Source organism: Acidithiobacillus albertensis, from assembly GCF_001931655.1.
Taxonomy (GTDB): domain Bacteria; phylum Pseudomonadota; class Gammaproteobacteria; order Acidithiobacillales; family Acidithiobacillaceae; genus Acidithiobacillus; species Acidithiobacillus thiooxidans.
The window spans coordinates 1426935-1450031 of record NZ_MOAD01000001.1 but is presented as its reverse complement, the minus strand read 5'-3'; the positions used below and the strand labels follow the sequence as shown (position 1 = coordinate 1450031).

Annotated in this window: 19 protein-coding genes; 4 read left to right on the top strand and 15 right to left on the bottom strand. The window is 54.6% G+C overall.

All coding sequences use genetic code 11. The annotated features are described in order from the left end of the window. Window positions 1–10 precede the first annotated feature (10 nt). Together BLW97_RS07460 and BLW97_RS07455 are read right to left on the bottom strand one after the other, a co-directional pair. Window positions 11–1090: a cytochrome d ubiquinol oxidase subunit II gene (locus tag BLW97_RS07460; RefSeq protein ID WP_075322817.1), complete on the bottom strand. Its 1080-nt coding sequence runs from the start codon at window positions 1088–1090 to the stop codon at window positions 11–13. A gap of 11 nt (window positions 1091–1101) precedes the next feature. Further along, window positions 1102–2550 carry a cytochrome ubiquinol oxidase subunit I gene (locus tag BLW97_RS07455; protein WP_065974826.1) on the bottom strand — a complete coding sequence of 483 codons (1449 nt, stop codon included), beginning with the start codon at window positions 2548–2550 and terminating at the stop codon, window positions 1102–1104. A 270-nt stretch (window positions 2551–2820) separates the two neighbouring features. Between BLW97_RS07455 and BLW97_RS07450 the strand changes: the two genes are divergently transcribed. From BLW97_RS07450 to BLW97_RS07435, 4 genes are all read left to right on the top strand, one after another. After that, on the top strand, window positions 2821–3453 hold the full coding sequence (locus tag BLW97_RS07450; protein ID WP_075322816.1) for an SPOR domain-containing protein: 633 nt from the start codon (window positions 2821–2823) through the stop codon (window positions 3451–3453). An 8-nt stretch (window positions 3454–3461) separates the two neighbouring features. Next, on the top strand, window positions 3462–4181 hold the full coding sequence (locus BLW97_RS07445) for a Crp/Fnr family transcriptional regulator (RefSeq protein WP_193639624.1): 720 nt from the start codon (window positions 3462–3464) through the stop codon (window positions 4179–4181). A gap of 367 nt (window positions 4182–4548) precedes the next feature. Then, a complete protein-coding gene (locus BLW97_RS07440; protein WP_077218305.1) occupies window positions 4549–5028 on the top strand; it encodes a hypothetical protein in 480 nt (159 codons plus the stop codon). Between the two features lie 74 nt (window positions 5029–5102). Continuing rightward, entirely contained in the window at window positions 5103–6488 is a 1386-nt protein-coding gene (locus BLW97_RS07435; RefSeq protein ID WP_319026037.1) for a sugar porter family MFS transporter, read from the top strand. 125 nt (window positions 6489–6613) lie between these two features. Here BLW97_RS07435 and atpC read toward each other — a convergent pair whose 3' ends face one another. Genes atpC through BLW97_RS07370 form a run of 13 tightly spaced genes read right to left on the bottom strand, consistent with a single transcriptional unit; the run spans window position 6614 to window position 22964 of the window. Further along, complete coding sequence (gene atpC, locus BLW97_RS07430) at window positions 6614–7129, bottom strand: ATP synthase F1 subunit epsilon (RefSeq protein ID WP_075322815.1); 516 nt, start codon at window positions 7127–7129, stop codon at window positions 6614–6616. Between the two features lie 27 nt (window positions 7130–7156). After that, complete coding sequence (locus tag BLW97_RS07425; protein ID WP_075322814.1) at window positions 7157–9466, bottom strand: plasma-membrane proton-efflux P-type ATPase; 2310 nt, start codon at window positions 9464–9466, stop codon at window positions 7157–7159. 28 nt (window positions 9467–9494) lie between these two features. Beyond that, window positions 9495–10790: a phosphopyruvate hydratase gene (gene eno, locus BLW97_RS07420; protein ID WP_075322813.1), complete on the bottom strand. Its 1296-nt coding sequence runs from the start codon at window positions 10788–10790 to the stop codon at window positions 9495–9497. 14 nt (window positions 10791–10804) lie between these two features. Beyond that, entirely contained in the window at window positions 10805–12229 is a 1425-nt protein-coding gene (gene pyk / locus BLW97_RS07415) for a pyruvate kinase (RefSeq protein WP_075322812.1), read from the bottom strand. After that, the gene (locus BLW97_RS07410) at window positions 12226–13620 is read right to left on the bottom strand and encodes an NAD(P)/FAD-dependent oxidoreductase (protein ID WP_075322811.1); all 1395 of its coding nucleotides are present in this window, start codon (window positions 13618–13620) and stop codon (window positions 12226–12228) included. The genes pyk and BLW97_RS07410 overlap by 4 nt, the downstream gene beginning before the upstream one ends. A gap of 15 nt (window positions 13621–13635) precedes the next feature. Then, complete coding sequence (locus tag BLW97_RS07405) at window positions 13636–14592, bottom strand: 1-phosphofructokinase family hexose kinase (RefSeq protein ID WP_024894596.1); 957 nt, start codon at window positions 14590–14592, stop codon at window positions 13636–13638. Beyond that, on the bottom strand, window positions 14589–15515 hold the full coding sequence (locus tag BLW97_RS07400) for a bifunctional enoyl-CoA hydratase/phosphate acetyltransferase (protein WP_075322810.1): 927 nt from the start codon (window positions 15513–15515) through the stop codon (window positions 14589–14591). Before BLW97_RS07400 ends, BLW97_RS07405 begins: the two co-directional genes overlap by 4 nt. A 46-nt stretch (window positions 15516–15561) precedes the next feature. Beyond that, window positions 15562–16749 (bottom strand): acetate/propionate family kinase, encoded by a 1188-nt coding sequence (locus BLW97_RS07395; protein ID WP_075322809.1) that lies wholly within the window; start codon window positions 16747–16749, stop codon window positions 15562–15564. Then, window positions 16737–17954, bottom strand: a complete 1218-nt coding sequence (locus BLW97_RS07390) for a dihydrolipoamide acetyltransferase family protein (RefSeq protein WP_075323615.1) — start codon at window positions 17952–17954, stop codon at window positions 16737–16739. The genes BLW97_RS07395 and BLW97_RS07390 overlap by 13 nt, the downstream gene beginning before the upstream one ends. Then, on the bottom strand, window positions 17951–18943 hold the full coding sequence (locus BLW97_RS07385) for an alpha-ketoacid dehydrogenase subunit beta (RefSeq protein ID WP_031570074.1): 993 nt from the start codon (window positions 18941–18943) through the stop codon (window positions 17951–17953). Before BLW97_RS07385 ends, BLW97_RS07390 begins: the two co-directional genes overlap by 4 nt. Then, complete coding sequence (locus BLW97_RS07380; RefSeq protein ID WP_077218303.1) at window positions 18940–20004, bottom strand: thiamine pyrophosphate-dependent enzyme; 1065 nt, start codon at window positions 20002–20004, stop codon at window positions 18940–18942. Before BLW97_RS07380 ends, BLW97_RS07385 begins: the two co-directional genes overlap by 4 nt. Continuing rightward, window positions 19997–20347: a carboxymuconolactone decarboxylase family protein gene (locus BLW97_RS07375; protein ID WP_010638908.1), complete on the bottom strand. Its 351-nt coding sequence runs from the start codon at window positions 20345–20347 to the stop codon at window positions 19997–19999. The genes BLW97_RS07380 and BLW97_RS07375 overlap by 8 nt, the downstream gene beginning before the upstream one ends. Window positions 20348–20384: 37 nt before the next feature. Continuing rightward, window positions 20385–22964: a plasma-membrane proton-efflux P-type ATPase gene (locus BLW97_RS07370; protein ID WP_075322807.1), complete on the bottom strand. Its 2580-nt coding sequence runs from the start codon at window positions 22962–22964 to the stop codon at window positions 20385–20387. Between the last annotated feature and the right edge of the window lie 133 nt (window positions 22965–23097).

The following is a 23097-nucleotide window of genomic DNA, read 5'->3' as shown; positions in this document are numbered from 1 at the left end:
GGGAAATGACTTAATGACTTTCATAACCGGCCAGATGGGTGATGCGCTTGCGGAACACCCAGATTTGATAAACGTTATAAGTAATCATCACCGGCACGAATCCCGTCATGAACAGGGTCAGGATGGCCAGGTCATTGGCCGGATTGCCGCCCTGACTGATAGTCCAGGTCTGCGGAATAATGTAGGGGAAATTGGTGGCCCACATCCCGCCCCACATGAACAACACAATGGCGCCACACCAGAGCAGTGCGGCGAAGTCACGGTGGGCTGCGTGATTGCTCATCATTTTGTAGGCAGAAATCAGGATGGCAATGAGCAAAATCAGCCAGCCGAACCAGCCGCTCCCCGTCCACTTGGCGGCATCGGGCATGATCGCGTAGGACCAGATCAAGGTGATGACTACCGCCGCCAGCGCCAGGAAAGAAAACAGAGTGGCAGACTTGTGAGCCTTCTGGTAGATGGGATCATCCTGCTCAAAACGGGCACAAAGGTACAAGGTGCCTGCCAGACCGCCGGCGATCAACGCCCCAATGCCTGTCCAGATGCTGAAAGCAGAAAGAAAGCTCAGGGCGTTGCCGGAAAAGTGCGGAACCGTATTCACAAACGGGTCATTGGCCACCTGAATGCCTTGCGCGTTGCCGGTATTCATCGGAAAGCCCAGCAAGGTGGCTCCAAGTGCAATCCCCGCAAAAAGAGCCGCGACCAGGCTGCCAAGACCAAACATGTAGCCCCAGAATTTGCGGCTGCTTTTGGCGTGGACATGAAATTCAAAGGCCACCGCCCGGGAAATGATGCCCCAGAGCGCAAACATCAACGGGATCATCAGATAATTGAATGTGGACCCATAAACCAGAGGAAAGGCCCCGAAAATCACGCCACCGGCCACCACCAGCCAGGTTTCATTGGCATCCCAGGTGCCCGCCATGGAGGACATGACGGCCGCCCGATCATTCTCGTTGTTGAGGAGCAGGGAAAATACGCCGGCCCCCAGATCCGCGCCGTCGAGAACAATATAAATGACGAAGAAAACCCCTAACAAAATCCACCAGAATGTACTTAAGGTGCTATGTATGCGAAATATTTCATGCATGGTATCGGTCCTCAGTTCAGCTTGTTCATTGTCGGTTTGGCGAAAGTCGGCTTGGCAATTCCGCCACCGGATGGATGGGCATCATGATCCGAAGCACCAATGACCGGGCTGGTCATATCGGGTCCTTTTTGGATAACCCGGGTAAAGAAGTACCAGGCACCCCCCCAAACCATCAGTTCGAAAATGATGTAGCCAATCAGCCAGAAGGATTCAGCAGTGACTCCCATATGGCTGACACCCTGCCAAGTCCGCATCAGGTTATAAACAACCCAGGGCTGACGGCCTATTTCACGTGTCCACCAGCCGGTCCAGACGGCGAGATAAGGCAGGAATCCACTGAACACCAGCAGACGCAGGAACAACGGATTCTTACGCAGATGTTCTGCAGTCAATTTCCCCCGCAAGCGCAACCAGTTACCCCAGAGTGCCATGAAAAACAGGAAGAAGCCGATGGCGACCATCACCCTGAAGGCATAAAAGGGCACCCAGACATTGGGTCGATCATTCGGAGCAAAATGATCCATACCGGTGACTACTCCGTCCCAGGTATGGGTTTCGAGCAAGCTGAGAACATGGGGAATCTGGATGGAGAACAGATTTTTTCCTGCTGAAACATCGGGAATGGCAATCAGATTCCAGCTGGTGTTGGGCTTACCATCGGGCAGATAGGTGTGGAAATGGCCTTCCATGGCCGCGAGAGAGGTGGGCTGGTCGTGTGCCACTTCCCGACCCAGTTCATCACCAATAAAAATCTGCAGCGGGGTGATGATGATCAGTGCCAGCAAAGTCGGCTTCAAGAGTTTGGTAAACAAATTGGCCTGGCGATTTTTCAAAATAAACCAGGCGCTGACCGCCGCGAAGAAAAACAGGGCTAATTCTACGGTAGCTACCCACATATGCGGGAAGCCAATATTAAAGTTCGGGTTAAAAATGGCTTCCCACCAGTTGGTGACCTGAAACAGCCCATCTTTCAGTTGAATTCCGGTGGGAGACTGCATCCAGCCGTTGGCGACCAGAATCCACATGGCTGAAAGACTGGATGAAAGGGCTACGTTGAAGGTTGCAAAAGCATGCATGCCCTTGCCGATTTTGCCCCAGCCAAAAATCATCAGGCCAATGAAGCCGGCCTCGTACATGAAGGCGGTGATGGTTTCAAAGCCGAGAATGTTTCCGAAAAAAGGGCCAACAGCCTGGGAGAAAGGGCCGTACAAAATGCCGAAGGCCATTTCCATGGTCACGCCCGTGGCCACACCAGCGCCGAAATTGACGATAAAAAGCTTTTCAAAGAAGCGCTGCAGGCGGTACCAGTGTTCATTGCCGGTCTTCAGCCAGGCCACCTCCAGAAAAAATAGCAGCCACGACATGCCAATGGTCACCGGAGTCCAGAGAATATGCATGGAGGTGATGAAGGCAAAATCGAGGCGACTGAGAAGCACGGGCAAAGTGTCTTCAATAATCATAGTTGAATCCTCGTGAACGGTTGTTTTTAGGTGTTACTACCGGGGATAAAAGCATCTTTTGTTCCTGACTGAATTGCTCGGATATGAGTCATATAAAAACATGGTCTTATATTATTATGTAATGATGCGTCGGTTGCTTTTGGTTTATTTCACCCATGATGAATTGGTTTATATCAACCACATTGGTTTATATAAACCAGACTCTTCAAGCTAGGCTTGTGCCGATCAAAATTGTAGTATGAGCGTACCTTGCTGAGCTGCGGAGCGCGGGTGAACCGCCAAAAACACATGAAAAATACAGATAATGTCGCCAGACCGACCCGGGAGATGCAGACCGGGCGCATGCGCTTGGGTGTGCTGATTTTCATTATTTTTTTGCTGGTCATTTTGTTGTTTGTGTCCTTTATCTGGAAATCTTCGGCTGTTTCCGAACCTGGAAAAGTCAAAATGATCACTTCAGATTCCACCAGTGTATTCCTGACCTTGCCGAAAACGTCTGCCGCGACCGGTTCAGCAGTATCCACAGCCAAAACGCTGTTACTGACTTCGGCAACCCGTTCTCCTACTTCACCGGTGTCCGCAGAGTCATCTCCGGGCCCTGCCAACGTTGCGTCAGCTGTTCCCGCAGCCGTTAAACCGGTACCCATTCCCCATGCTTGTCAGCAAGCCGGTTGGTATGTGCAACTGGGTGCTTTTGGAAAAGTCACCATGGCTGAACAATTGCTGCAAGAAGTCGATAAAGTGGGTGTCAAAGCCTGCGTGGGGACGCTTTCCGTTAACCACCTGTTTCGGGTGCTGGTGGGGCCGCAATCCAGCAAAAGCGAGGCAGGATCAGCGGCCACGGGAATTGGCAAAAAATCCGGGCAGAAGGGTGCCTATCCACAGTATTGGGCTACTCAATAAATGGGTTCATGAACAGCGAAATTGCCAGCAAACGTTCTGATTGCCTGCAATGTCGCATGCGCGACCAAAGTATATTTGCAGGACTGAATACCGAAGAACTCTGCAGTCTGGGGATGGAAGTGCAGGATATAGAGGGTCGGCAAGGGGACGTTCTTTATCGGATGAAAGAACCTGCTCGATATGCTTATACCTTGCGAAATGGTGCGGTGAAGCTGGTAAGTTCTCTGGAAAGTGGTCAGGACGTTATCGTTCGTTTACTCCATCACGGAGATCTGCTTGGTTTTGAAGGCATGCAGGGAGAACATCATCGCCATAGTGCTATCGTTCTTGCTCCGAGTCAGCTCTGTCGACTTGATCTGGCAGAACTACAGCGCTTGTCGGAACGTCTGCCCAAAGTTCGGGCGGCCATTTTGCAGCGTTGGCAGGACGCCCTGCAAAAAAGTGAAGAACGGATTATTGAGCTGGGCGCTAAACGGGCCGAGGCCCGGCTGGCGACTTTTTTACTGCAATGGGCCCGGCGCTATCCGCAGTTACGCAGTTTGCCTTTCCCGTTAACGCGAACAGATATCGCCGCCTTTCTGGGGCTATCTACCGAGCATGTCAGTCGGATTATGGCAGATTTCAAGCGTAAGGCGTTGATTCAGGAGCAGGGCAGTCAACTGGAAATCTTGAAACCAAAAAGTCTTGCGCATATTGCCGGCCTGTCTGAAGCGCATAAACCCGACTAAATCAGTCAAAATTGATTTTTATCAATGCCGCTTTGTGGTGACTGCAGAATACTTACCACTAAGTAAGTTCTGGTGATGATATGTTCACTAGATATCCAATCCATTGATGTAGCTGTCCCGATGAACCTAAAAACGGCAGTTGCCGTGGATGCTTTTCAGCGACTTTTGTTCTGGGCCGTCGTTGTTCTTGGTGAAGTCCTGCGCCCGTCAGGAGGAGATGTTTGAGCCCGTAGGGCGAGTTCTCTCCTGACAGCAGGATGAGCCTTAGAACAACAGGCAAGGAACAATGGAGCAAAACGCACCCACGGCCACTACCGGTAGAATGAATCATCTGGGCGGCGACATGCTTAATTTAAGGAGTATCTATATGTTTTCAAAACAGAATATGCATGTTGGCATGCGTGGGGCTGGTCGTGATCCTATCAGGGCTGCTCGTCATCAACATGACCAGAGTGTTTTCCATCGTCTTCTGGCACTGCATGATGATATTCAGCGTGATCTGGAAATGTTGCCTGATGGGATTCGCTCGCGAACCCGTTCACACAATCCGGAGGTGGTGGCTTTATTGCACGATCATGTCCCTGCGATGAAACAGCGCTTGCACGAAAATTTTGGCCTGCGCTTTTGGGATCCGGCTTTTGCCGAGCTCTTTGCTCAACATGACAAAGTGCATATGGAAGTCAGACTGCTTCCAGATGGTGTGATGATTGAAGAACGCAGTGATGATCCCAATGTGGTGACCCTGATTCAGGCCCACGGACAAGTGATTAATTTGTTCGTGGCCCATGGTGAAAAGCAGGCGCAACAGGAAAGCCCGTTGCCGGCAGAGTACCTCCGGGTTTTATAGGGTTTGCTGTATGCTTTATAATTGCATTGCCAGCGTTCAGCGGATTATCATGTAAAAAGATGTTTTAAACTACAATAAGCTCTCAAGAGGATATTCGTCGGATGAGTATGACAGAGGCCAATCAGCCCAAGAAAGACTGGCGATTTATTTTGATTGCAATTGTTGCCGGGCTCGGTGGATTACTCTTCGGCTACGACACAGGTGTCGTAGCTGGCGTTCTCTTGTTTGTGAATCAAGTTTTTCACTTTGATGCAAGCATGAAGGGGTTGTTTGTTGCAATCGCGTTAGCTGCTGCCGCCGTGGGCGCAGCATTTGCCGGAGCACTTGCAGATGCTTTTGGACGTCGTGCCGTACTGATTGTTGCCGCCGTTCTTTTCTCAGCAGGTGCAATTTTATCTTCAGTAGCTGGGACCATACCTATTCTCTTCCTTGGCCGGGTTATGGTAGGAGCCGCCATTGGGGTTTCTTCCATGATTACCCCTCTGTACCTATCAGAGATCACAGCGGCGCACTGGCGCGGCGCGATTGTAACCATCAATCAATTTTATATTACGGTTGGTATTTTTGTATCGTATCTGGTTGATTATATGCTCTCTGGAACCCCAGATGGCTGGCGATGGATGCTGGGGCTTGGTTCCGTTCCCGGACTTATTTTGCTTGGGGGGATGATGGTCCTGCCGGAAAGTCCTCGGTGGTTGGCGGGGCGTAATTTTATAGAAAAGGCGACGGCGGGACTTCGTTTTTTACGGGGACGTCAGGATGTATCCGAGGAACTTGGGGATCTACATCGCGATATTGTTGAGGACAGCCGTCGGGCAGCGCCGTGGTCGTTACTTCTGACACGTAAAGTTCGTAAGCCTCTGATTATCGGAGTTGGTCTGGCGGTTTTTCAACAAATAACGGGTATAAATGTTGTTATTTATTTTGCACCAACCATTTTCCGGGATGCCGGTTTATCCTCCGCTTCCGGTTCTATTCTTGCCACTGTGGGTATTGGTGCCGTCAATGTGATCATGACAGGCGTCGCAATGCGGTTACTGGACACCGCTGGCCGCCGCAAAATGCTACTTTTGGGTCTGTATGGTATGCTGACCAGTCTTGTTTTTATTGGTACTGGATTCCTGATACAGCTTCACGGCCCACTAACTTATATCATCGTGGGCATGGTTGCGATTTTTGTTGCTTTTTTTGCTATTGGCCTCGGACCCATTTTCTGGCTGATGATCTCTGAGATTTTTCCGCTCGCTATCCGGGGTAGGGCCATGAGTATTGCAACCGTCGCCAATTGGGTCTCAAACATGGTGATTTCCGGCATATTCCTAGACTTGTTATTGATTATTGGACGCGGCCCTACTTTCATGTTTTATGCGGCAATGACTGTTTTGGCGATCTTGTTTACTCTTTGGATTGTACCAGAAACAAAGGGAAAGACACTGGAACAGATCGAAGATAGCCTCTAATGTGAAAGAGATGGGATAATAGACACAGGAGATCCTATGCAGGCTGCCGGATTTTTTCTTGCGTAAAATTTTCATATAATTATTAACGATTCAATCTGATAAGTGGTCATTTCCCAACGCAAGATTCAGTCTTCCAGTGTTTGTACATTAATTTCAGGGATACCTTCCAGAGGAGGGCGTTCCCAGTCGTATTCCAGCTTTTCATTTCCCTGGCTTGCCTGTTGATATTTTTGAAAGGCCCTGAGCTTGGCTAGTTCACTTTGCAAAGCCAATTCAGCGGCGACAAAATCCATTTCTGAAGCCTTACGCTCTTTCAGGATACGCTCAGCGGCGCTGATACGATTTTGGCTGAGTTTGGGGTCAATATCGCTGACGCGTAGTCCGTTGTTGGCCAGAACCGTCACCATTTCGTGCTGAACTTCTGCCATTCCGCCTTCAATGAAAAGAATTTCCGGCGGTCCTTCAACGGGGGTGATGCGTAACTCGCCAGCCTTGAGAATGCTGATTAACGGTGCATGACCGGCCAAAATGCCCAGTTCACCCAATTCACCAGGCACAACCACAAAAGTGGCTAGACCGGTATAGATTTCGCCATGCACATCGACGATCTGAAGCTGAAAATGTCGTGACTTTGCAATCATAGTATTCCCGGGCTCCCAATAAAAAGCTTAAGCATGCGTCAGTTTTTGTAGCAGAGGAACTTTGATCTGGTCCAGCAACAGCGTATAGACAACAGTCGCTCCCAGCAGACAAAGCACAAAAATCCAGGGGATAGGGGCCATCAACCAACCCATGATGGCCAGAATGCTGACAATCATAATATCTACCAGACTGGCGACGCTGAGGAATGTTCCGGGGCGGGATGCCCAGAGATGACCGCGCTCGCGGACCAGAAACACATTGGCCAATCCTGAGAATACCAGGCCGAGAAAATCCAGGGTCTGGATTGAGGGGGTAGGCAGATGGAGACTACGGCCTACAGCATAGACCGCAAAAATATAGATGAGCCAGGCGATGGCGACAGCGAGAGAGGAAAAGACCAGGGTCCGGATTGCCCAGCGATCCGGCTGGGGGGAGGGACGGACGTTATCTTCGGCCAGGGACATGGTCACAAAATCGTTGGCAAAGAGCAGGAGCAGCACGAGCAGGGGAGTGACCACAAAGCTGCGGAAAAGTAAAAATCCGAGACTCAGAAACAGGGCAACCTGAAAGACCTTGACAATTTTGTTCAGGGTATAAGTCAGCATGCGCTGATAGACGCGACGGCCGGTGATAACCGCCTCCAGTACGCCTTGCAGTCCGGGGGTGGTCAGTACAATGCTGGCAGCGGCCTTGGCCACATCGGTGGCGCTTTCCACCGCCACTCCCATTTCCGCCTGCTTGAGTGCGGGGGCGTCATTCACCCCATCGCCGGTCATGCCGACAATCCGGCCCTTTTTTTGCAGCCCCTGGACCAGATGGAACTTGTCGGCCGGGAAGACCCCGGCATAAACCCCACAATCTTCGGTGATTCGCCCCCGTTCGCAGACTTGACCGTCAATCCCGAGAGTGCTGGCGACGCTTTGCGCGGTCTGGACGCTGTCTCCCGTGACCATCCGAACCTGCACGCCCAGTTTCCGGAGCTGTTGCACCACGTCTTTGGCATCAGGGCGGATAGGATCTGAAAGAGCCAGCAAACCGAGAAAGCGCGGCTGACTATCTGGCCCTGCCGCGACCGCCAGTACCCGCGCGCCGCTGGCAGCCAATTGTGCGGTGCGACTTTCCCAGTCTGCATCCTTGCAGAGCCTGGCGATGATTTGCGGGCTTCCCTTCATGGCGCGCCACTGATTGCCATCTTGGGTAAAAGTGCCTTCAGAGCGCTTGCTGGCCGGATCAAAAGGCACGAACTGCGCACGGGTTGGCGGACTGATCTGTCTTTTGCTACTTTCCTGGAGAATGGCTAGATCAATGGGATCTTGGGTAGAACTGTCACTGGCCAGGGCGGCCATGCGCAGCAAGTCCTCCTCTTTGACATCCGGCCAGGGCTGAATCTGGCTGAGGCTGAGACGATTCTGGGTGAGGGTACCGGTTTTATCACTGCACAAATCGTTCATGGCCGCAGCCTCTTCCACGGCGGCCAGGCGGGTCACCAGCACCCCGCGATGAACCAGATGCAGGGAGGCAATGGCGGTGGCGAGGGTGAAGGTGGCGGGCAGGGCGACGGGCACCGAGGCGACCAGCAAAATCAAGGCGAAGGGCAAAATGTTGGCGAGCGGAATGTGCTGCACCATGGCATAGGCGAGAATGGCGAGCACCAGCAGAACGTCCATGGCGACCAGATAGCGGACAATGCTGAGAACCAGTTCTTCCAGATGGCTTTTGGCACCCGCGCCACGTACCAGTTCGGCGGTTTTGCCGAAATAGCTTTTGGCCCCGGTAGCGGTGACCTCCCCACTGGCCTCCCCGCGTTTCACGATGGAGGCGGAATACAGGGTACTGTCTGCCGTGCAATCCACCGGCATGGATTCTCCGGTCAGGGCGGATTGATCGACCAGGACATTGCCATCTGTCAGGTGCAGATCGGCGGGAACAATATCCCCCACGCGCACATGCACCAGATCACCCGGAACCAGATCGGCGGCCGCCAGAGTCTGCCAGTTGCCATCCCGGCACACCCGAGCCTGAATACGCAGGCGTTCACGGAGAAGGGCCAAGGCGTTTTGGGCTTTGCGTTCCTGGCTGAAGCCCAGTATTCCGTTAAAAAGTAAAAGCAGGGCGATGATGATGGCTTCCGGCCACTTGGTCAGCAGCACCTCCAGAACAAAGGTGGCTTCCAGCATCCAGGGAACCGGTGCCCAGAATTTGTGAAGGAACAACAGCCAGGTTTTGGGCGCTTCTTCGACTACGGCATTGGGTCCGTATTGTGTCAGACGTTTTTGCGCCTCGGCACTGCTGAGCCCGCTGCAGGTATGAATGGAAGAACCGGATTCAAGAGTCATGACTGCTGTTCCTCGTGTATCAACTGTTTTATCCACGTACCGGCCGCACAAAAGCCTTTTTACCGGCAAAACTGGCGGCTGTGCCCAGTTCTTCTTCAATCCGCAGTAACTGGTTGTATTTGGCCACCCGTTCACCCCGGGCCGGTGCGCCGGACTTCAGGTGACCGGTGTCCAGGGCCACGGTCAGGTCGGCAATGAAATCATCGGTGGTTTCGCCGGAGCGATGCGAGACGAAAGCTCCCCAACCATGGAATTGAGCCAGCCGGGTGGCGGCGATGGTTTCGGTGACTGTGCCAATCTGGTTGAGCTTGATCAGCGTTGCATTGGCAATGTTGTCTTCAATGGCCTGAGCAATGATTTTCGGATTGGTGCAGAAAATATCATCGCCCACCAGTTCGATGCTGCTACCCAGTTTTTCATTGAGTAGCTTCCAGTTTTCCCAGTCGTCTTCGGCCAAACCATCTTCCAGCAGAACCACTGGGTAATTACGGACGATTTCTGCATAATAATCGACCATTTCCGCGCTGCTGAGAGCCCGGTTTTCCGTGCGCAGCTGGTATTTTCCGTCTTTGAAGAATTCCGAAGAAGCCGGATCAATGGCGATGCCGCAATCTTTTCCGGGTTCAAATCCGGCACGGCGGATGGCCTCGACCAGCAGGTCATAGGATTCATGATTGGAATCGACGGCGGGGGCAAAGCCGCCTTCGTCACCGACGCCGACGGAAAGATGTTTTTCGAGGAGCAGGGCCTGCAACGCATGGTAGATTTCCGCACCCCAGCGGAGCGATTCGCGGAAGCTGTCAGCCCCATAGGGAACCAGCATGCATTCCTGAAAATCAGCCCCCTGCCAGTGCGCATGGACGCCACCATTCAGCACATTAAAACAGGGCACGGGCAGGCGGGTAGCACCGGGTCCACCCAGGTAAGCATACAATGGCAGATCACAATAATCAGCGGCGGCACGGGCGCAAGCCATGGACACGCCGAGAATGGCATTGGCACCGAGCTTTCCTTTGTTATCCGTGCCATCCAGACCGATCATGGTCTCGTCAATGGATTTTTGATCGCGCACATCCAGATCCTGCAAGTCGGGGGCAATGATCTCCTCAATATTCTGAATGACCTGGCGGACGCCTTTGCCACCAAAACGATGCTCGTCGCCATCACGGAGTTCCACCGCCTCCTTGCTGCCGGTGGAAGCTCCGGAGGGAACGGCGGCACGGGCGTGTTGCCCGTTGCTGAGATACACTTCCACTTCTACCGTGGGATTACCGCGAGAATCCAGAATTTCGCGGGCGATAAGGTCTTCAATCAAGCTGTCCATAAAACACTCTCCTGTTATTGCGTGGCAGAAACATCCAGATGAATGATTTCCAGGCGGTTGGTCCCTCCCGGATGACCCTTGCTGGGGCCTTGCGTCAGTAAAATCAAACCTTTTTCAACAGCGTTAGTGAGCAGCCAGCGACGCGCCGCATCTTCCCAGCCACTTTCAGGGCTCGGCATCTCTATAGGATAGACCCCATAGTGCAGACAGAGGCGCTGACAAGTCGAAGTATGGGGACTCATGGCCAGAATCCAGGGTTCAAGCCGAAAGCGCGCAATGCGTGCGGCGGTTGTTCCCGTTTCTGTAGGGGTTACTACAAATAAAGGATTCAGCCGTTCGGCGCTGTGCCGGACATTACTAGCAATAATAGATTCTACGCTGGGCTTGTCATCGAGGTCGATGGAACTCAAAGGATTGAGTTCCGCCCGGTTTTTTTCGGTAACGCGGGCAATTTCTGCCAGCATTTTTACAGCTTCTACCGGAAAATCTCCCATGGCCGACTCTTCCGAGAGCATGATGCAGTCCGTACCATCGAGGATGGCATTGGCCACGTCGGTCACTTCCGCGCGGGTTGGTCGCCGGTTATGTACCATGGACTCCAGCATCTGGGTAGCGGTGATGACGGGTTTGCCCACGGCGCGTGTCTTGCGGATCAGGCGTTTCTGGATAATGGCAATTTCTTCAATCGGCACTTCTACTCCGAGATCGCCGCGTGCCACCATGATGGCATCGGTGGCGTCGATGATCGCATCAATATGTTTCCAGGCCCGTGCTCTTTCGATTTTGGCGACCAGAAAAGGATGAAATCCCAGGGTATTGGCTGCACGGCGGGCGGCGTGCAGGTCTTCGGCACTTTCCACAAAAGAAACACTCAGACCATCGACTCCGGCCTTCAGGACAAATGCCAGTAATTCCCGATCGGCAGCGGTGAGCGCGCCGCCCTCCAGATAAACACCGGGTAAATTGACGCCTTTATGGGAAAGCAGCACACCACCGACGAGCACCTGACACAGTACGCCCTGGCTATCATGCTGTTCTACCCGAAGTTCCAGAAAGCCGTCATTGAGGTAGACCGTATCGCCCTTGACGAGGGGTTTGGCCAGGGGCGGCAGTTCCAGAGGAATGGCCTGCGCCGTCCCCGGCGCACCCGGAGCGAGCAGAACATGATCCCCATGCTTGAGGGTGACCGGGGCCGGCAAGCGGCCAATGCGGATTTTCGGGCCGGGCAGATCGGCCATAATGGCGACGCGATACCCGGTCTTGCGGGCGGCATCGCGGATGCGGGCAATGCGCGCCCGATGTTCATCGGGGGTGCCGTGGGCCAGGTTGAGACGGGCGACATTCATGCCCGCCCGGATCATCTGTTCCAGGACATTGGGGGCATCAGATGCGGGACCGATGGTGCAGACAATTTTGCTGCGATGCTTGGGGAGTTTCATAAGGGTTGGTCCTCCACGCAGGGGTGGAGGAGGGCATAATGACGCTGCAGGGCATCTCCGGTTGCGGCAACCAGCGGATGCAGGGAAGGGGTCAGGCGCGGCTGGCTGCCAAACTGCATGCTGACCAGATCGGGTGCAGTAGCGTGCATCTGAATGGCGAGACCGATTGTGTTGACCAGTTCCCCGGTGGTGGCACCGCCCAGGACCTGCCCGCCCAGGATTTGCAGGGAGTCAGCAGCAAAAATGATACGGCAGAAAATTTCTGTGGTGTTGGGCATGGAGGCCGGATGGTGATCGGGCAGGCGGGCTTCCCCACTTAAAATCGGAAAGCCTTCCTGTTCGGCCTGATGTTCGGTCAAGCCGGCCACACCAAAAGCCAGGCCATCAATTTCACTGGCGTAGACGCTCACCGAGCCGGCATTGGTACGCAACTGACGCAGGCCATACAAATTCATTCCGGCAATGCGGCCTTCAGCGGCGGCTTGTGAGGCGATCATGGCATGATTGGCCTTGCGCGTAAAAAAGTCCTGTTTGTGGGCACAATCACCCACGGCGAAAATATGGGGGTCTTCCCGGGTACGTTGAAAAGCATCGACCCAGATACCACCAGAGCGGCTCAGGGTCAGGCCCATCGCCTTGGCCAGATCCACCTGTGGACGGGTACCGATGGCAATGAGCACCGCATCAACCTCCAGAGCCTCCTGTCCGGCGATTTGCACTTGGCCTACCCGTTTACCATCGACACCGGCCACCAGGGCTTCTACCTTGCAGCCGGTATGAATATGGACGCCGTGCTCGCTGAGCTGTTTTTCTACCGCCTTACAGGCATCCAGATCAAAAGCCGCCTGCATCAGGTGGGGCAGCATCTCGACAATGTGGACCTCAATACCGCGCTTGCGGATTTCATCGGCAAATTCCACGCCGATAAACCCTCCGCCAATAATCGCCAGCTTTTTGATTTGCGGGATCAGGGTGCTGAACAATTTGTCGAGATAGTCATAATCCTTGTGAATGCTGAAAACGCCTTCCAGTTCTGTACCCGGAATGGGCGGAATGAAGTTTTCTGCGCCGGTCGCCAGAACCAGCCGTTCCCAATGGATGAGATCCCCGTTTTCCAGAGTGGCGGTGTGGGCATTGCGATCTATGCTGGCGACTTTACCAATCTGGATTAGGCCGCCCGCTGCTAGGAGCGGCGCACGTCCGGCCATGTCTTCTTCGGTGCCTCCCAGGGTACCGAAAATATAGGGAATCCCGCAGGGAATGACAGCGTCCGTCTCGGGGCGCAGCACCAGAACCTTTTTGTGGGGAGAAAACTGGGCGGCGGTTATGCCCGTCATCATTCCGGCGGGACCACCGCCGACAATCAGAATATCCGTTGTACTTTCCGTCATGTCGTAAATCTCCTTTTAAATATCGAGCATCTTGACGTTCACCTGTTGCAACAGTTCAACCACCTGACTGTGAGAAAATATTTCCGTACCGGGCCGTGCCGCCGTGCCACTGCCGCAGGCAACGGCCAGTCGCAACGCCTCGGCGGGGCTCTGCCTGCGTGCCAGCGCCGCTACCAGTCCGGCAACCATGGAATCTCCCGCACCAACCGTGGATTTGACCGCTATGCTGGGTGCCTCGGCCAGATAACTGCCGTCGGGTCCAACCAGCAGGGCGCCTTCAACACCCAGCGAGACACAAACGTACTGGACGCCTTCCCGCTGGATGGCGCGGGCTTCCCGGGCGACATCTTCCAGGGTTGGCAACTCACGCTGTCTGAGTACCGATAACTCATAGCGATTGGGTTTGATCAGGTAGGGCTGATGGGGAAGGGCCAGTTGCAATAACGCGCCGTGGGCATCGACAACGGCCTTGCCGCCGTCCCCCTGTACTTTGTCCACCAGGTCGCCATATATGAGATCGGGCACCCCCGGAGGAACCGAGCCGGTGAGCACCGCAAATCCGCCCTTGCAGAGTTCCAGAAAGCTTGTTTTGACGGCGCTGAGCGCAAGTTCAGAAACCAGTGGACCAATTCCGGTTACTTCAAACTGCGCAGGCGGATCGCCCTGAAGTATGGTGGCATTGATCCGGGTTTCGCCTTCCACATGCACGCAATGCGGACTGTCCAGTTGATGCTGCAGCAGCTTCTGCAACAGCTCGCCTATATTCCCGGCGACGATGCAACAACTATGGGCGCAGACCAGGAGCTCCTTGAGGGCGCGGGCAACATTCACGCCATTACCGCCAGGATCATAACGCGTAGCAAGGGCATGACTTTTCTGATCGGGAATCAGGTGCGGCACTTCATAGGCAATATCCACTGCCGGATTGAGGGTCAGGGTGGCGATGGCCTGGCATGGCTCCGTTGCAGTCATTGGGAATGGGCTCCTGTTTTGTGGTAATGAATCAGTGCCGCCAGGGCCGCCGAAACCAGTCTGGCCCGGGCCGGATCAGACCGGGAGGTGAGGATGACGGGCACTTTGGCCCCCATGACAATGCCAGCCATGGTCGCGCCGGCCAGATATTCCAGGTCTTTGGCGAGAATGTTGCCGGAAACCAGATCGGGTACCAGCAGGATATCGGCATCTCCTGCGACTTCGCTACGGATGCCTTTGATCTGCGCCGATTCCCTGGAAATGGCATTATCAAAAGCCAGGGGTCCATCGACCAGTGCATCGGTAATCTGACCGCGCTCGGCCATTTTGGAGAGGCAGGCGGCATCGACGGTGGAGGCAATGGCCGGATTGACGACTTCCACCGCCGAGAGAATGGCGGCCTTGGGATGCGCTACGTCCAGAATATGTGCCAGATCGATGGCATTTTGCAGAATGGCGGCTTTGGTTGGCAAATCCGGGGTGATATTGATGGCCGCATCGGTTATCAGCAGCAGTTTGTGATAGCTGGAAATGTCGGTAACGAATATATGAGAAAGCCGTTTTTCCGTACGGAGCTTGGCGAGAATGGGATGGAGAAAGGCATCACTATGCAAATGCCCTTTCATCAGCGCTTTTGCTGCTCCCGAAAGGACCATTTCCACGCCCTTGTCGGCGGCATCATCGGGATTGTCGGCGGCGACAATCTGAAAGTTGGGACAAGTACCCGAATCGGCCCCCATCTGTTGGAGCAGATGACGGATTTTATCAGGATCGCCGATGAGAATGGGTTCAACGATGCTTTGTTTTTTGGCCTCGCAGGTACCCAGGAGGACATGTTCCTCGGCCGCATCTACCACCGCTACCGGAATGTCCGGGAGGGTTGCTATGGCAGCAAGCAGATCGTCAAAGTGTGGATATGCCATCCTGGTTTCCTCCGGGGTTGGGTTTATTCATACAACGTATTGAGATTCATGGGGTACCCGTGCCCAGTAGGCGCAGGGTATGGCGCGCAATCATCAGATCTTCGTCGGTAGGCACCACCAGCACCTCAACGGGGCTTTCCGGGGCCGAAATCCTGCGAGCCTCCTGAGCGACAGCAGCATTGGCCTCCGGGTCGAGATGAAAGCCCAGGGCCTCCAGGGGCCGACAGATGGCCCAGCGCACGGCCGCCGCGTGTTCGCCAATGCCGCCGGTAAAAATCAGGCGCTGAACACTGCCCAGCACCGCCATGAGACTGCCGATATGCTTGCGGGCACTGTAGGCAAACTGGGCAATAGCCTCCGCTGCATGGGGATTGTTTTCCCGCTGCCGCAATAATACCTGCATATCCCCGCTGCAGGCCGAAATCCCCAGCAAGCCGGAAAGATGATTGAGCAGCCGCTCCAGTTGCGGCGCGCTATAGCCTTTTTCAGCCATCAAATAAAGAAGTATGCCCGGATCCAGATCCCCGGAGCGGGTACCCATGACCAGGCCTCCAGTAGGGGTCAAGCCCATGGTGGTGTCCAGACAACGGCCATCGGCAACCGCCGCCATGCTGGCCCCATTCCCCAGGTGGGCAATGATGGCAGGTGCTTTCCCCAGATCCGGAAGCTGACTGACAATGTACTCGTAAGAAAGACCATGAAAGCCATATTTGCGCACCCCTTCCTGCCAGAGATTGCGCGGCAGCGGCAGGCGCGCGGCCTTTTCCGGCATGCTGTGATGAAATGCCGTGTCCAGACAGGCGACCTGAGGTTTTTCCGGCCAGATTTTTTGCAAAGACTCGATGGCCGCAATTTCGGCCGGTAAATGCAGGGGGGCAAAAGCCAGGGCATCACGGAGATCCTTCAGGACGGTCGCGTCAATGCATACATGGGCCTGCTGATGGGGTCCTCCGGAAACAATCCGGTGACCGATAGCATCGGGATGGGTGATACCCAGTTCGGTTAGCACTGCGACAACCGCCTGCAGGGCGGCCGATTGATCCACAAAGGCTTGTTGTCGGTCCAATACCCGCTGACCGGCCTGTTCCAGCCATATCCTCCCCATGCTTTGACCAATGCGTTCTACGGCCCCGTCAAGCTGCTGCTCCTCAAGCCCTGCGCCGAAAGCAAACAGAGCAAACTTGATGGAAGAAGAGCCGCTATTGATGGAGAGAATCTGGGTTATGTCAGCCAAGAGAGGTCCTCCAGACGCTTGCCCAGGCGTTGCAGAAAACGCGCCGCATCCGCACCGAAAATAACCCGATGATCACAACTCAAGGTGAAATCCGTCAGCCCGTCACTATCAGCAGCCGCTACAGCCAGAATGGCTGCTGCCCCCGTGGGGACAATGGCATTGAAGCGCTCAATCTCCGGAAAAATTCCCAGATTGGACAGATAAAAACTGGCGCCCTGATAGTCATTGGGTGTAACTCGGCCTTTTTTGACCTTGCCCAGCAATATGCGCCAATCCTCAGCGAGTTCCGGCATTGTTCTGCGGGCGGCATCCCGCAGCACCGGGGTAATCAGACCTTCACCAGTGTCCACAGCGATGCCCAGATCAACCCGTTGCCGTTTGGCCAGTCCCTGGCGGGTCCAGACCTGATTGAACCAGGGATCTTCAGCCACGGTGAGGGCGCAGGCTCTGCCCAGTGCCAAGGTAAAGCTGAGTTTGGCCGTTTTGGCACTTGCGTGCAGCGCGCTCAAATTGAAGCGGCTGCTGATCAAAAAGGTCGGCGTCTGGAGGGTGGCTGACATGTTGCGGGCCACGGCAGCCCGCAGGGCACTGGGCTTTTCGATCTGGTAGGGTGGACCCATGCGCAAGTCCGCGTCCTGAGGTGCCAAGGCTGCGGCCAGTACCTGACTGGCATGAATCACACCATCAGGTCCCGGCGTGATCTGCTGGAGATCCAGATTCAGATCCGCCGCCAGAGCGCGGGCGTAGGGAGAAATCAATGCCCCGTCGGCATGGTCGCCGGATTTTGGAGAAATTGTCCCGGTGTTTTGCCTTGTCGGTGCGGAAGGGATTGCTTGGGACGGCGATGGAACGGGATTTGCTGTTCCCGGTGCCGCAATTCGCGCAGCCGGTTCCGGTTCCGGCACTGGTGCAGCATCCGCAACGGCCGCATGAGGCTCAGGCGCGGGAGGGGTAGCAGGCGCCTCTTTTTGATCAACGATATACCCGATAACCTGGCGAACCGGAATATCCGTATCCGTAGCCGCCAGTGGCCCAGCCAGAAAGCCATCCGCAAAGGCCTCCACGTCCAGGACCGCTTTATCGGTTTCCACTTCGGCAACAGCCTCGCCCTTTTTGATGGCATCGCCAACGGACTTGTTCCAGCGCGTCAGCCGACCGGTTTGCATGGTATCCGACAATACCGGCATAGTAATGGGGTTTTTCATGATTGACCTCCCTGCGAGCCCAGCATTTGCCGGGCTGCCGTAATGATGTCTGCCGTACGCGGGATACTGGCTGCTTCGAGCTGACCATTGAAGGGCGTGGGGATATCCAGTCCAGCGACCCTCTGGATGGGGCGATCCAGAAAATAAAAGCAGCGCTCCTGAAGGGTGGCGCTCAATTCCGCACCGGCTCCGGCAAAACGACAGTCCTCTTCCACAATCAGACAGTGATGGGTTTGCTTGACGGATTGCACACAGGTCTCCCAGTCAATGGGTGCCAGGCTGCGCAAATCAATGACCGTCATGGCAATACCTTCCTTGGCCAGAATGTCCGCAGCTTCCAGAGCCAGCATCACCATCCGGGAATAAGCAATACAGGTAATGTCCCGTCCCTGACGGCGGAGCAAAGCCTGATGAATAGGCGGGGCAACAGCCGCCTCATCAACATGATCCTTGGTGAAATAGAGCAGTTCATGCTCTAGAACAATGAGCGCGTCATCACTATGAATGGCCTGGCGTAATTGCCAGTAGGCATCCTGAGGCGTGGCCGGAACGGCTATCCGCAATCCGGGCACGTTCATCAGAGTATGCTCCAGGCGCTGGGAATGTTGGGCACCCAGTTGCCGGGCAATGCCACCCGGCATGCGAATGGTCAGGGGCATGGGAAATTGCCCTCCGGACATGAACGGGATCTTGGCGGCCATGTTGATGATGGCGTCAATGGCAAACAGAGCAAAATTGATGGTCATGATTTCGACCACCGGGCGCAGACCCAGCATTGCCGCGCCCACACCGAGGCCGGTAAAACTGTTTTCGGAAATGGGGGTGTCGCGCACGCGCCATTCGCCATACTTGGCCATGAGCCCCTCGGTTACCCGATAGGTTCCGCCATAAAGACCCACGTCTTCACCCAGGGTGATGACACTTTCATCCGCCGCCATTTCGGCATCCATGGCCCGATTCAGCGCTTGCCAATAAAATAGCTCGTTCATTGGGCTGTCTCCATCAGTACTTCATAACGACGATTGTGATGAAAGACGGACCAGGCATCCTGCATGTCCGGCTCCGCACTTTGTTGGGCAAAACGGACGGCGTCATCCACTTCCGTTTGCACTTCCTGACGCAAACGCGTGATTTCCGCCTCGTCGAGATGACCTTCCTGGCAGCAATGGTCACTAAAGTGGCTAATGCAGTCGGCTCCTGCGGCAGCCATGGCTTCAGGTGATGGATAAGCGGATTCTGCTTCGTGGATGGCTGCGGCAATGGGATCGTTAGCCTGATAGGCATTCAGTTCCACATTGGGGCGATAGCTCGCCGGATCCGCCATGGAGTGCCCGCGATAGCGGTAGGTTTCCAGCTCCAGAAATTGCGGGCCGTCGCCGCTGCGAACCCGCTCCAGCGCCTTGCGGGCAGCGGCATGCACCGCAAGAACATCCATGCCATCGACTTTTTCCGCCGGAATCCCATAGCTGCAGGCACGTTTATACACTTCAGTCACGGCAGAATGGCGGTGAATTTCCGTACCGATCTGATAATGATTGTTCTCACAGACAAAAAGAATGGGGAGTTTCCAGAGCGCCGCCATATTGAGGGATTCATGGAAGGTCCCCTGGTTGACCGCGCCATCGCCAAAAAAGCAGATCACGGCTTCCGGCAGACGGCGGTAGGCGACGGCGTAAGCTGCTCCCAAAGCGATGGGAAAGGTTTCGCCGACAATGGCGTAGCCCCCCAGAAAGCGCCGACTGGCATCAAACAGATGCATGGAACCGCCCATCCCTTTGCTGATGCCGGTAATTTTGCCATGCAGTTCCGCCATGATTTCCTGCGCAGGAATCCCCCGGACCAGGGCATGGACATGCTCCCGATAAGTGCTGACCACATAGTCCCCGGGCTCGGCGGCATGCAGCACCCCCACGGCTACCGCCTCCTCTCCAGGATACAGGTGCAAAAATCCGGCAATCTGGCCCTGGGCATATCCCTGGGCAGCGGCCTCTTCAAAAGCCCGGGCGCGGAGCATATCCCGGAGCATGGCGCGCATTTGCAATCTATCCATGGGTGTTCTCCGGCAGGAATTCATCCAGCGCCTTGCTCAGCGGCACCAGATACATCAAGGCGGGGCCGCCATGCATAATGACCGCCATGAAACCGGCACTCATGATTTCATCGCGACTGGCCCCGGCTTCAATGGCGCTTTTGGTATGCAAGGCAATGCACCATTCACATTGCGCAGCGACGGACAGAGCCACGTTGATCAACTCCTTTTGTGCCGCACTCAGGGCCGGGTTTCCTTCCGCCTTTCCCATAAAGCCCAAAAAGGAATTGATTTCCGAGGGATAATCCTGCTTGAGATTTTCCATCAACTGATGTACTTCGGTGAGTCGATCTTTAGCGGTCATGGTATTTCTCCGAATCAGGGGGTGCAATAAGAGAACATTATTTTGAATCTCCACCTCTCATAAAATGGGTAAAAGCCTGCCGAATGTTTCGTTGAAAGCCGGCACCATCCCGTTCCAGCTGTGTCAGGGCGAGATGCAGAGAATGATTGAGAGTGCGCAAAAACCGGCTCTGATGGGCTGCCTCATGATCCATCAGGCGGTGAATGCCCAACTTGGCAAGATCGGCCAGTACCATCCACACAATGTTGTACGCCCATACCAGGCCAATGGTCGTCCAGGGCACCGCCGTCATCAGCCAGCCGAAACCGACAATCGCCACGCCGACAATCTGGGTGCCCAGGATGGCCAGCAGGAGAATGGGCGCAGGGTAGGGAGGGCGCCAGAAAGGCCCGCGCACCCGGGTCAGGAACAACATGAGATGCCCCCCGGCAATCAGCTGCAGGAACATGATGCTTTGTGCTTCCGGCAGAGGAATATGAAACACAAAGCGGGTAAGGAGATAAAGCCCAAAGGTCCCCGCAAAAGCCAGGAGCCCCATGGCTGAAGACAGACTCAGCACTCTCGGCATTTCCCAATGAACGGGGGACTTCTTTACGGCGGTATGGTCCCAGGCAATGGTCATGATGGGAATATCATCGAGCAGGGAAAGCAGAACAACCATGATGGCCGTCAACGGATAAGAGTTGAAAATCAGCATGGCAACGACCACAAAAAACAGAATATCCAGGGTCATGGCGATGCGATATACCGTATAACTGGTCATCCGCTCAAAAATGCGTCGCGCCTCCTCGACGGCCTTGACGATCACATTCAGGCCCGGGGCTGTCAGAATCAGGGCGGCAGCACCGCGTGCAGCGTCGGTGGCACCCGACACAGCAATCCCCACATCGGCCTGTTTGAGCGCCGGCGCATCATTCACGCCATCGCCGGTCATGGCGACAATATGCCCGCGTTGCTGCAGGGCTTTGACAATGGCGTATTTATGTTCAGGAAACACCTGGGCAAAGCCATCGGAGTGTTCAATTTCATCGCCCAGTGCCTGGGGAAGTACCCCGCCCTCGGCAAATTTCGAGAGCCGGTCATCCACGGTCAGAATATGCGTGCCCAGGTTCAATTGACCGGCAATTTCACTGGCAATGGCCTGATGATCACCCGTCACCATCTTGACTTCAATACCATGTTCCTGCGCTTCCATAATGGTCTGCTTGGAATCGACCCGGGGCGGATCCAGCAATGAAAGAATCCCGAGAAAACGCCAGTTCTGCCCATCATCGTCGGAACGGACCACGCCCAGCGTACGAAACCCCTTGGCGGCGGCATCCTCGACCACTTTTTCGGCCTTGGCACGTTCAGCATCAGCCAGTTTGGCCATTTCAATGAGAACTTGAGGCGCCCCTTTACTCACCCGAAACTTTTTCCCGTCGCTTCCGTGAAGTTGCCCTTCCGTACGCTTGGAGATGGGATCAAAAGGAATGAATTTGTCCTGAGTGAAAGCCGCGAGGGTTTTGTCGCGATCGGGAAGTCCGGCAAGCACGGCATTATCAATGGCGTCCGCGTCTTCCGCCTTACTGGCCAAGGCCGCCGCAAGAATGAGTTCCTGTTCATTCTGCGCGGCAAACAGGGCGCTTCCCCCCAGGGTGATCTTGTTTTGGGTTAAGGTTCCAGTTTTATCCGAGCAGAGAATATCCACCCCGGCCATTTCCTCAATGGAAGTCAATTTGGAAACAATGGCCTTCATGCGCGATAGGGCCAGAGCCCCCAGAGCCATGGTGACGGACAATACCGCCGGCATGGCGACCGGAATGGAAGCCACCACCACCACCAGGACAAAAGCCAGCAGGGTCAAAAACGGCAAGCCACGGACTAATTCTACAACAATCAGCAATAACGAAAGGGATAGAGCCAGAACAATTAAAAAGTTACCGATATTAAGTACGGCTTTTTGAAAGTGCGAAACGGGAGCGGCTTTTTGCACCAGACTCGCCGTACGTCCGAAAAAAGTCGCAGAGCCGGTTTCATAGACCAGCCCCAGCATTTCTCCCTGCTTGGCAATAGTTCCTGAGTAGGCCACGTCTCCGGGTTTTTTGTTCACCGGTAAAGACTCGCCCGTCAGGGCAGACTGATCCACGGACAGATAATCACCGGAAATGAGTTTGATATCCGCCGGTAGAATATCCCCCAGGCGCAGACGAACGACGTCACCCGGCACCAATTGCGCTGCGTCAATGCTTTGCCATTGCTGATCGCGCAAGACCCGCGCTTTGAGCGCCAGTTGATTTTTCAGCGCCTTGAGGGCGTCATTGGCACCTTTTTCTTCCCAAAAACCAATGCCACCGTTGATGAGCAGCATGGCAAAAATGACAAAAAAGCTCTTCCAGTCGCCGTTGATGGCCGATAAAACGGCCGCAACCTCAATCATCCAGGGAATGGGTGCCCAAAAATAGGAAATTAATCTACGCCAGAGCGGAGTTTCTTTTTCTTCCAGCAGGTTGCTGCCAAATTGCGCCAGGCGGGTACTGGCTTCACTGCTGCTTAAACCTTTATCGCTACTTTCCAGAGCCTGAAAGCTGGCATTCAAATCCAGGCTTTCAAAACCCTTTGCATCAACCGGTTGCATGCGACGGTCTCCCTTTATGAAAATTCTCTACAGAAAACATCTGACCAGCTCACAATTAAAATCTCAATATCCTAATATAAGATAGCACAAGATTCGTTCGGGCAATCTGACTTCGCCATATTCGTCACCATGA

Coding starts and splice junctions, on each gene's coding strand:
- BLW97_RS07425 (WP_075322814.1), bottom strand. CDS start 9,466: ATGACTCTTGAATCCGGTTCTTCCATTCATACCTGCAGCGGGCTCAGC.
- atpC (WP_075322815.1), bottom strand. CDS start 7,129: ATGATTGCAAAGTCACGACATTTTCAGCTTCAGATCGTCGATGTGCAT.
- BLW97_RS07385 (WP_031570074.1), bottom strand. CDS start 18,943: ATGAACGAGCTATTTTATTGGCAAGCGCTGAATCGGGCCATGGATGCC.
- BLW97_RS07390 (WP_075323615.1), bottom strand. CDS start 17,954: ATGAAAAACCCCATTACTATGCCGGTATTGTCGGATACCATGCAAACC.
- BLW97_RS07455 (WP_065974826.1), bottom strand. CDS start 2,550: ATGATTATTGAAGACACTTTGCCCGTGCTTCTCAGTCGCCTCGATTTT.
- BLW97_RS07440 (WP_077218305.1), top strand. CDS start 4,549: ATGTTTTCAAAACAGAATATGCATGTTGGCATGCGTGGGGCTGGTCGT.
- eno (WP_075322813.1), bottom strand. CDS start 10,790: ATGGACAGCTTGATTGAAGACCTTATCGCCCGCGAAATTCTGGATTCT.
- BLW97_RS07460 (WP_075322817.1), bottom strand. CDS start 1,090: ATGCATGAAATATTTCGCATACATAGCACCTTAAGTACATTCTGGTGG.
- BLW97_RS07445 (WP_193639624.1), top strand. CDS start 3,462: ATGAACAGCGAAATTGCCAGCAAACGTTCTGATTGCCTGCAATGTCGC.
- BLW97_RS07380 (WP_077218303.1), bottom strand. CDS start 20,004: ATGGATAGATTGCAAATGCGCGCCATGCTCCGGGATATGCTCCGCGCC.
- BLW97_RS07400 (WP_075322810.1), bottom strand. CDS start 15,515: ATGGCATATCCACACTTTGACGATCTGCTTGCTGCCATAGCAACCCTC.
- BLW97_RS07405 (WP_024894596.1), bottom strand. CDS start 14,592: ATGACTGCAACGGAGCCATGCCAGGCCATCGCCACCCTGACCCTCAAT.
- pyk (WP_075322812.1), bottom strand. CDS start 12,229: ATGAAACTCCCCAAGCATCGCAGCAAAATTGTCTGCACCATCGGTCCC.
- BLW97_RS07370 (WP_075322807.1), bottom strand. CDS start 22,964: ATGCAACCGGTTGATGCAAAGGGTTTTGAAAGCCTGGATTTGAATGCC.
- BLW97_RS07410 (WP_075322811.1), bottom strand. CDS start 13,620: ATGACGGAAAGTACAACGGATATTCTGATTGTCGGCGGTGGTCCCGCC.
- BLW97_RS07375 (WP_010638908.1), bottom strand. CDS start 20,347: ATGACCGCTAAAGATCGACTCACCGAAGTACATCAGTTGATGGAAAAT.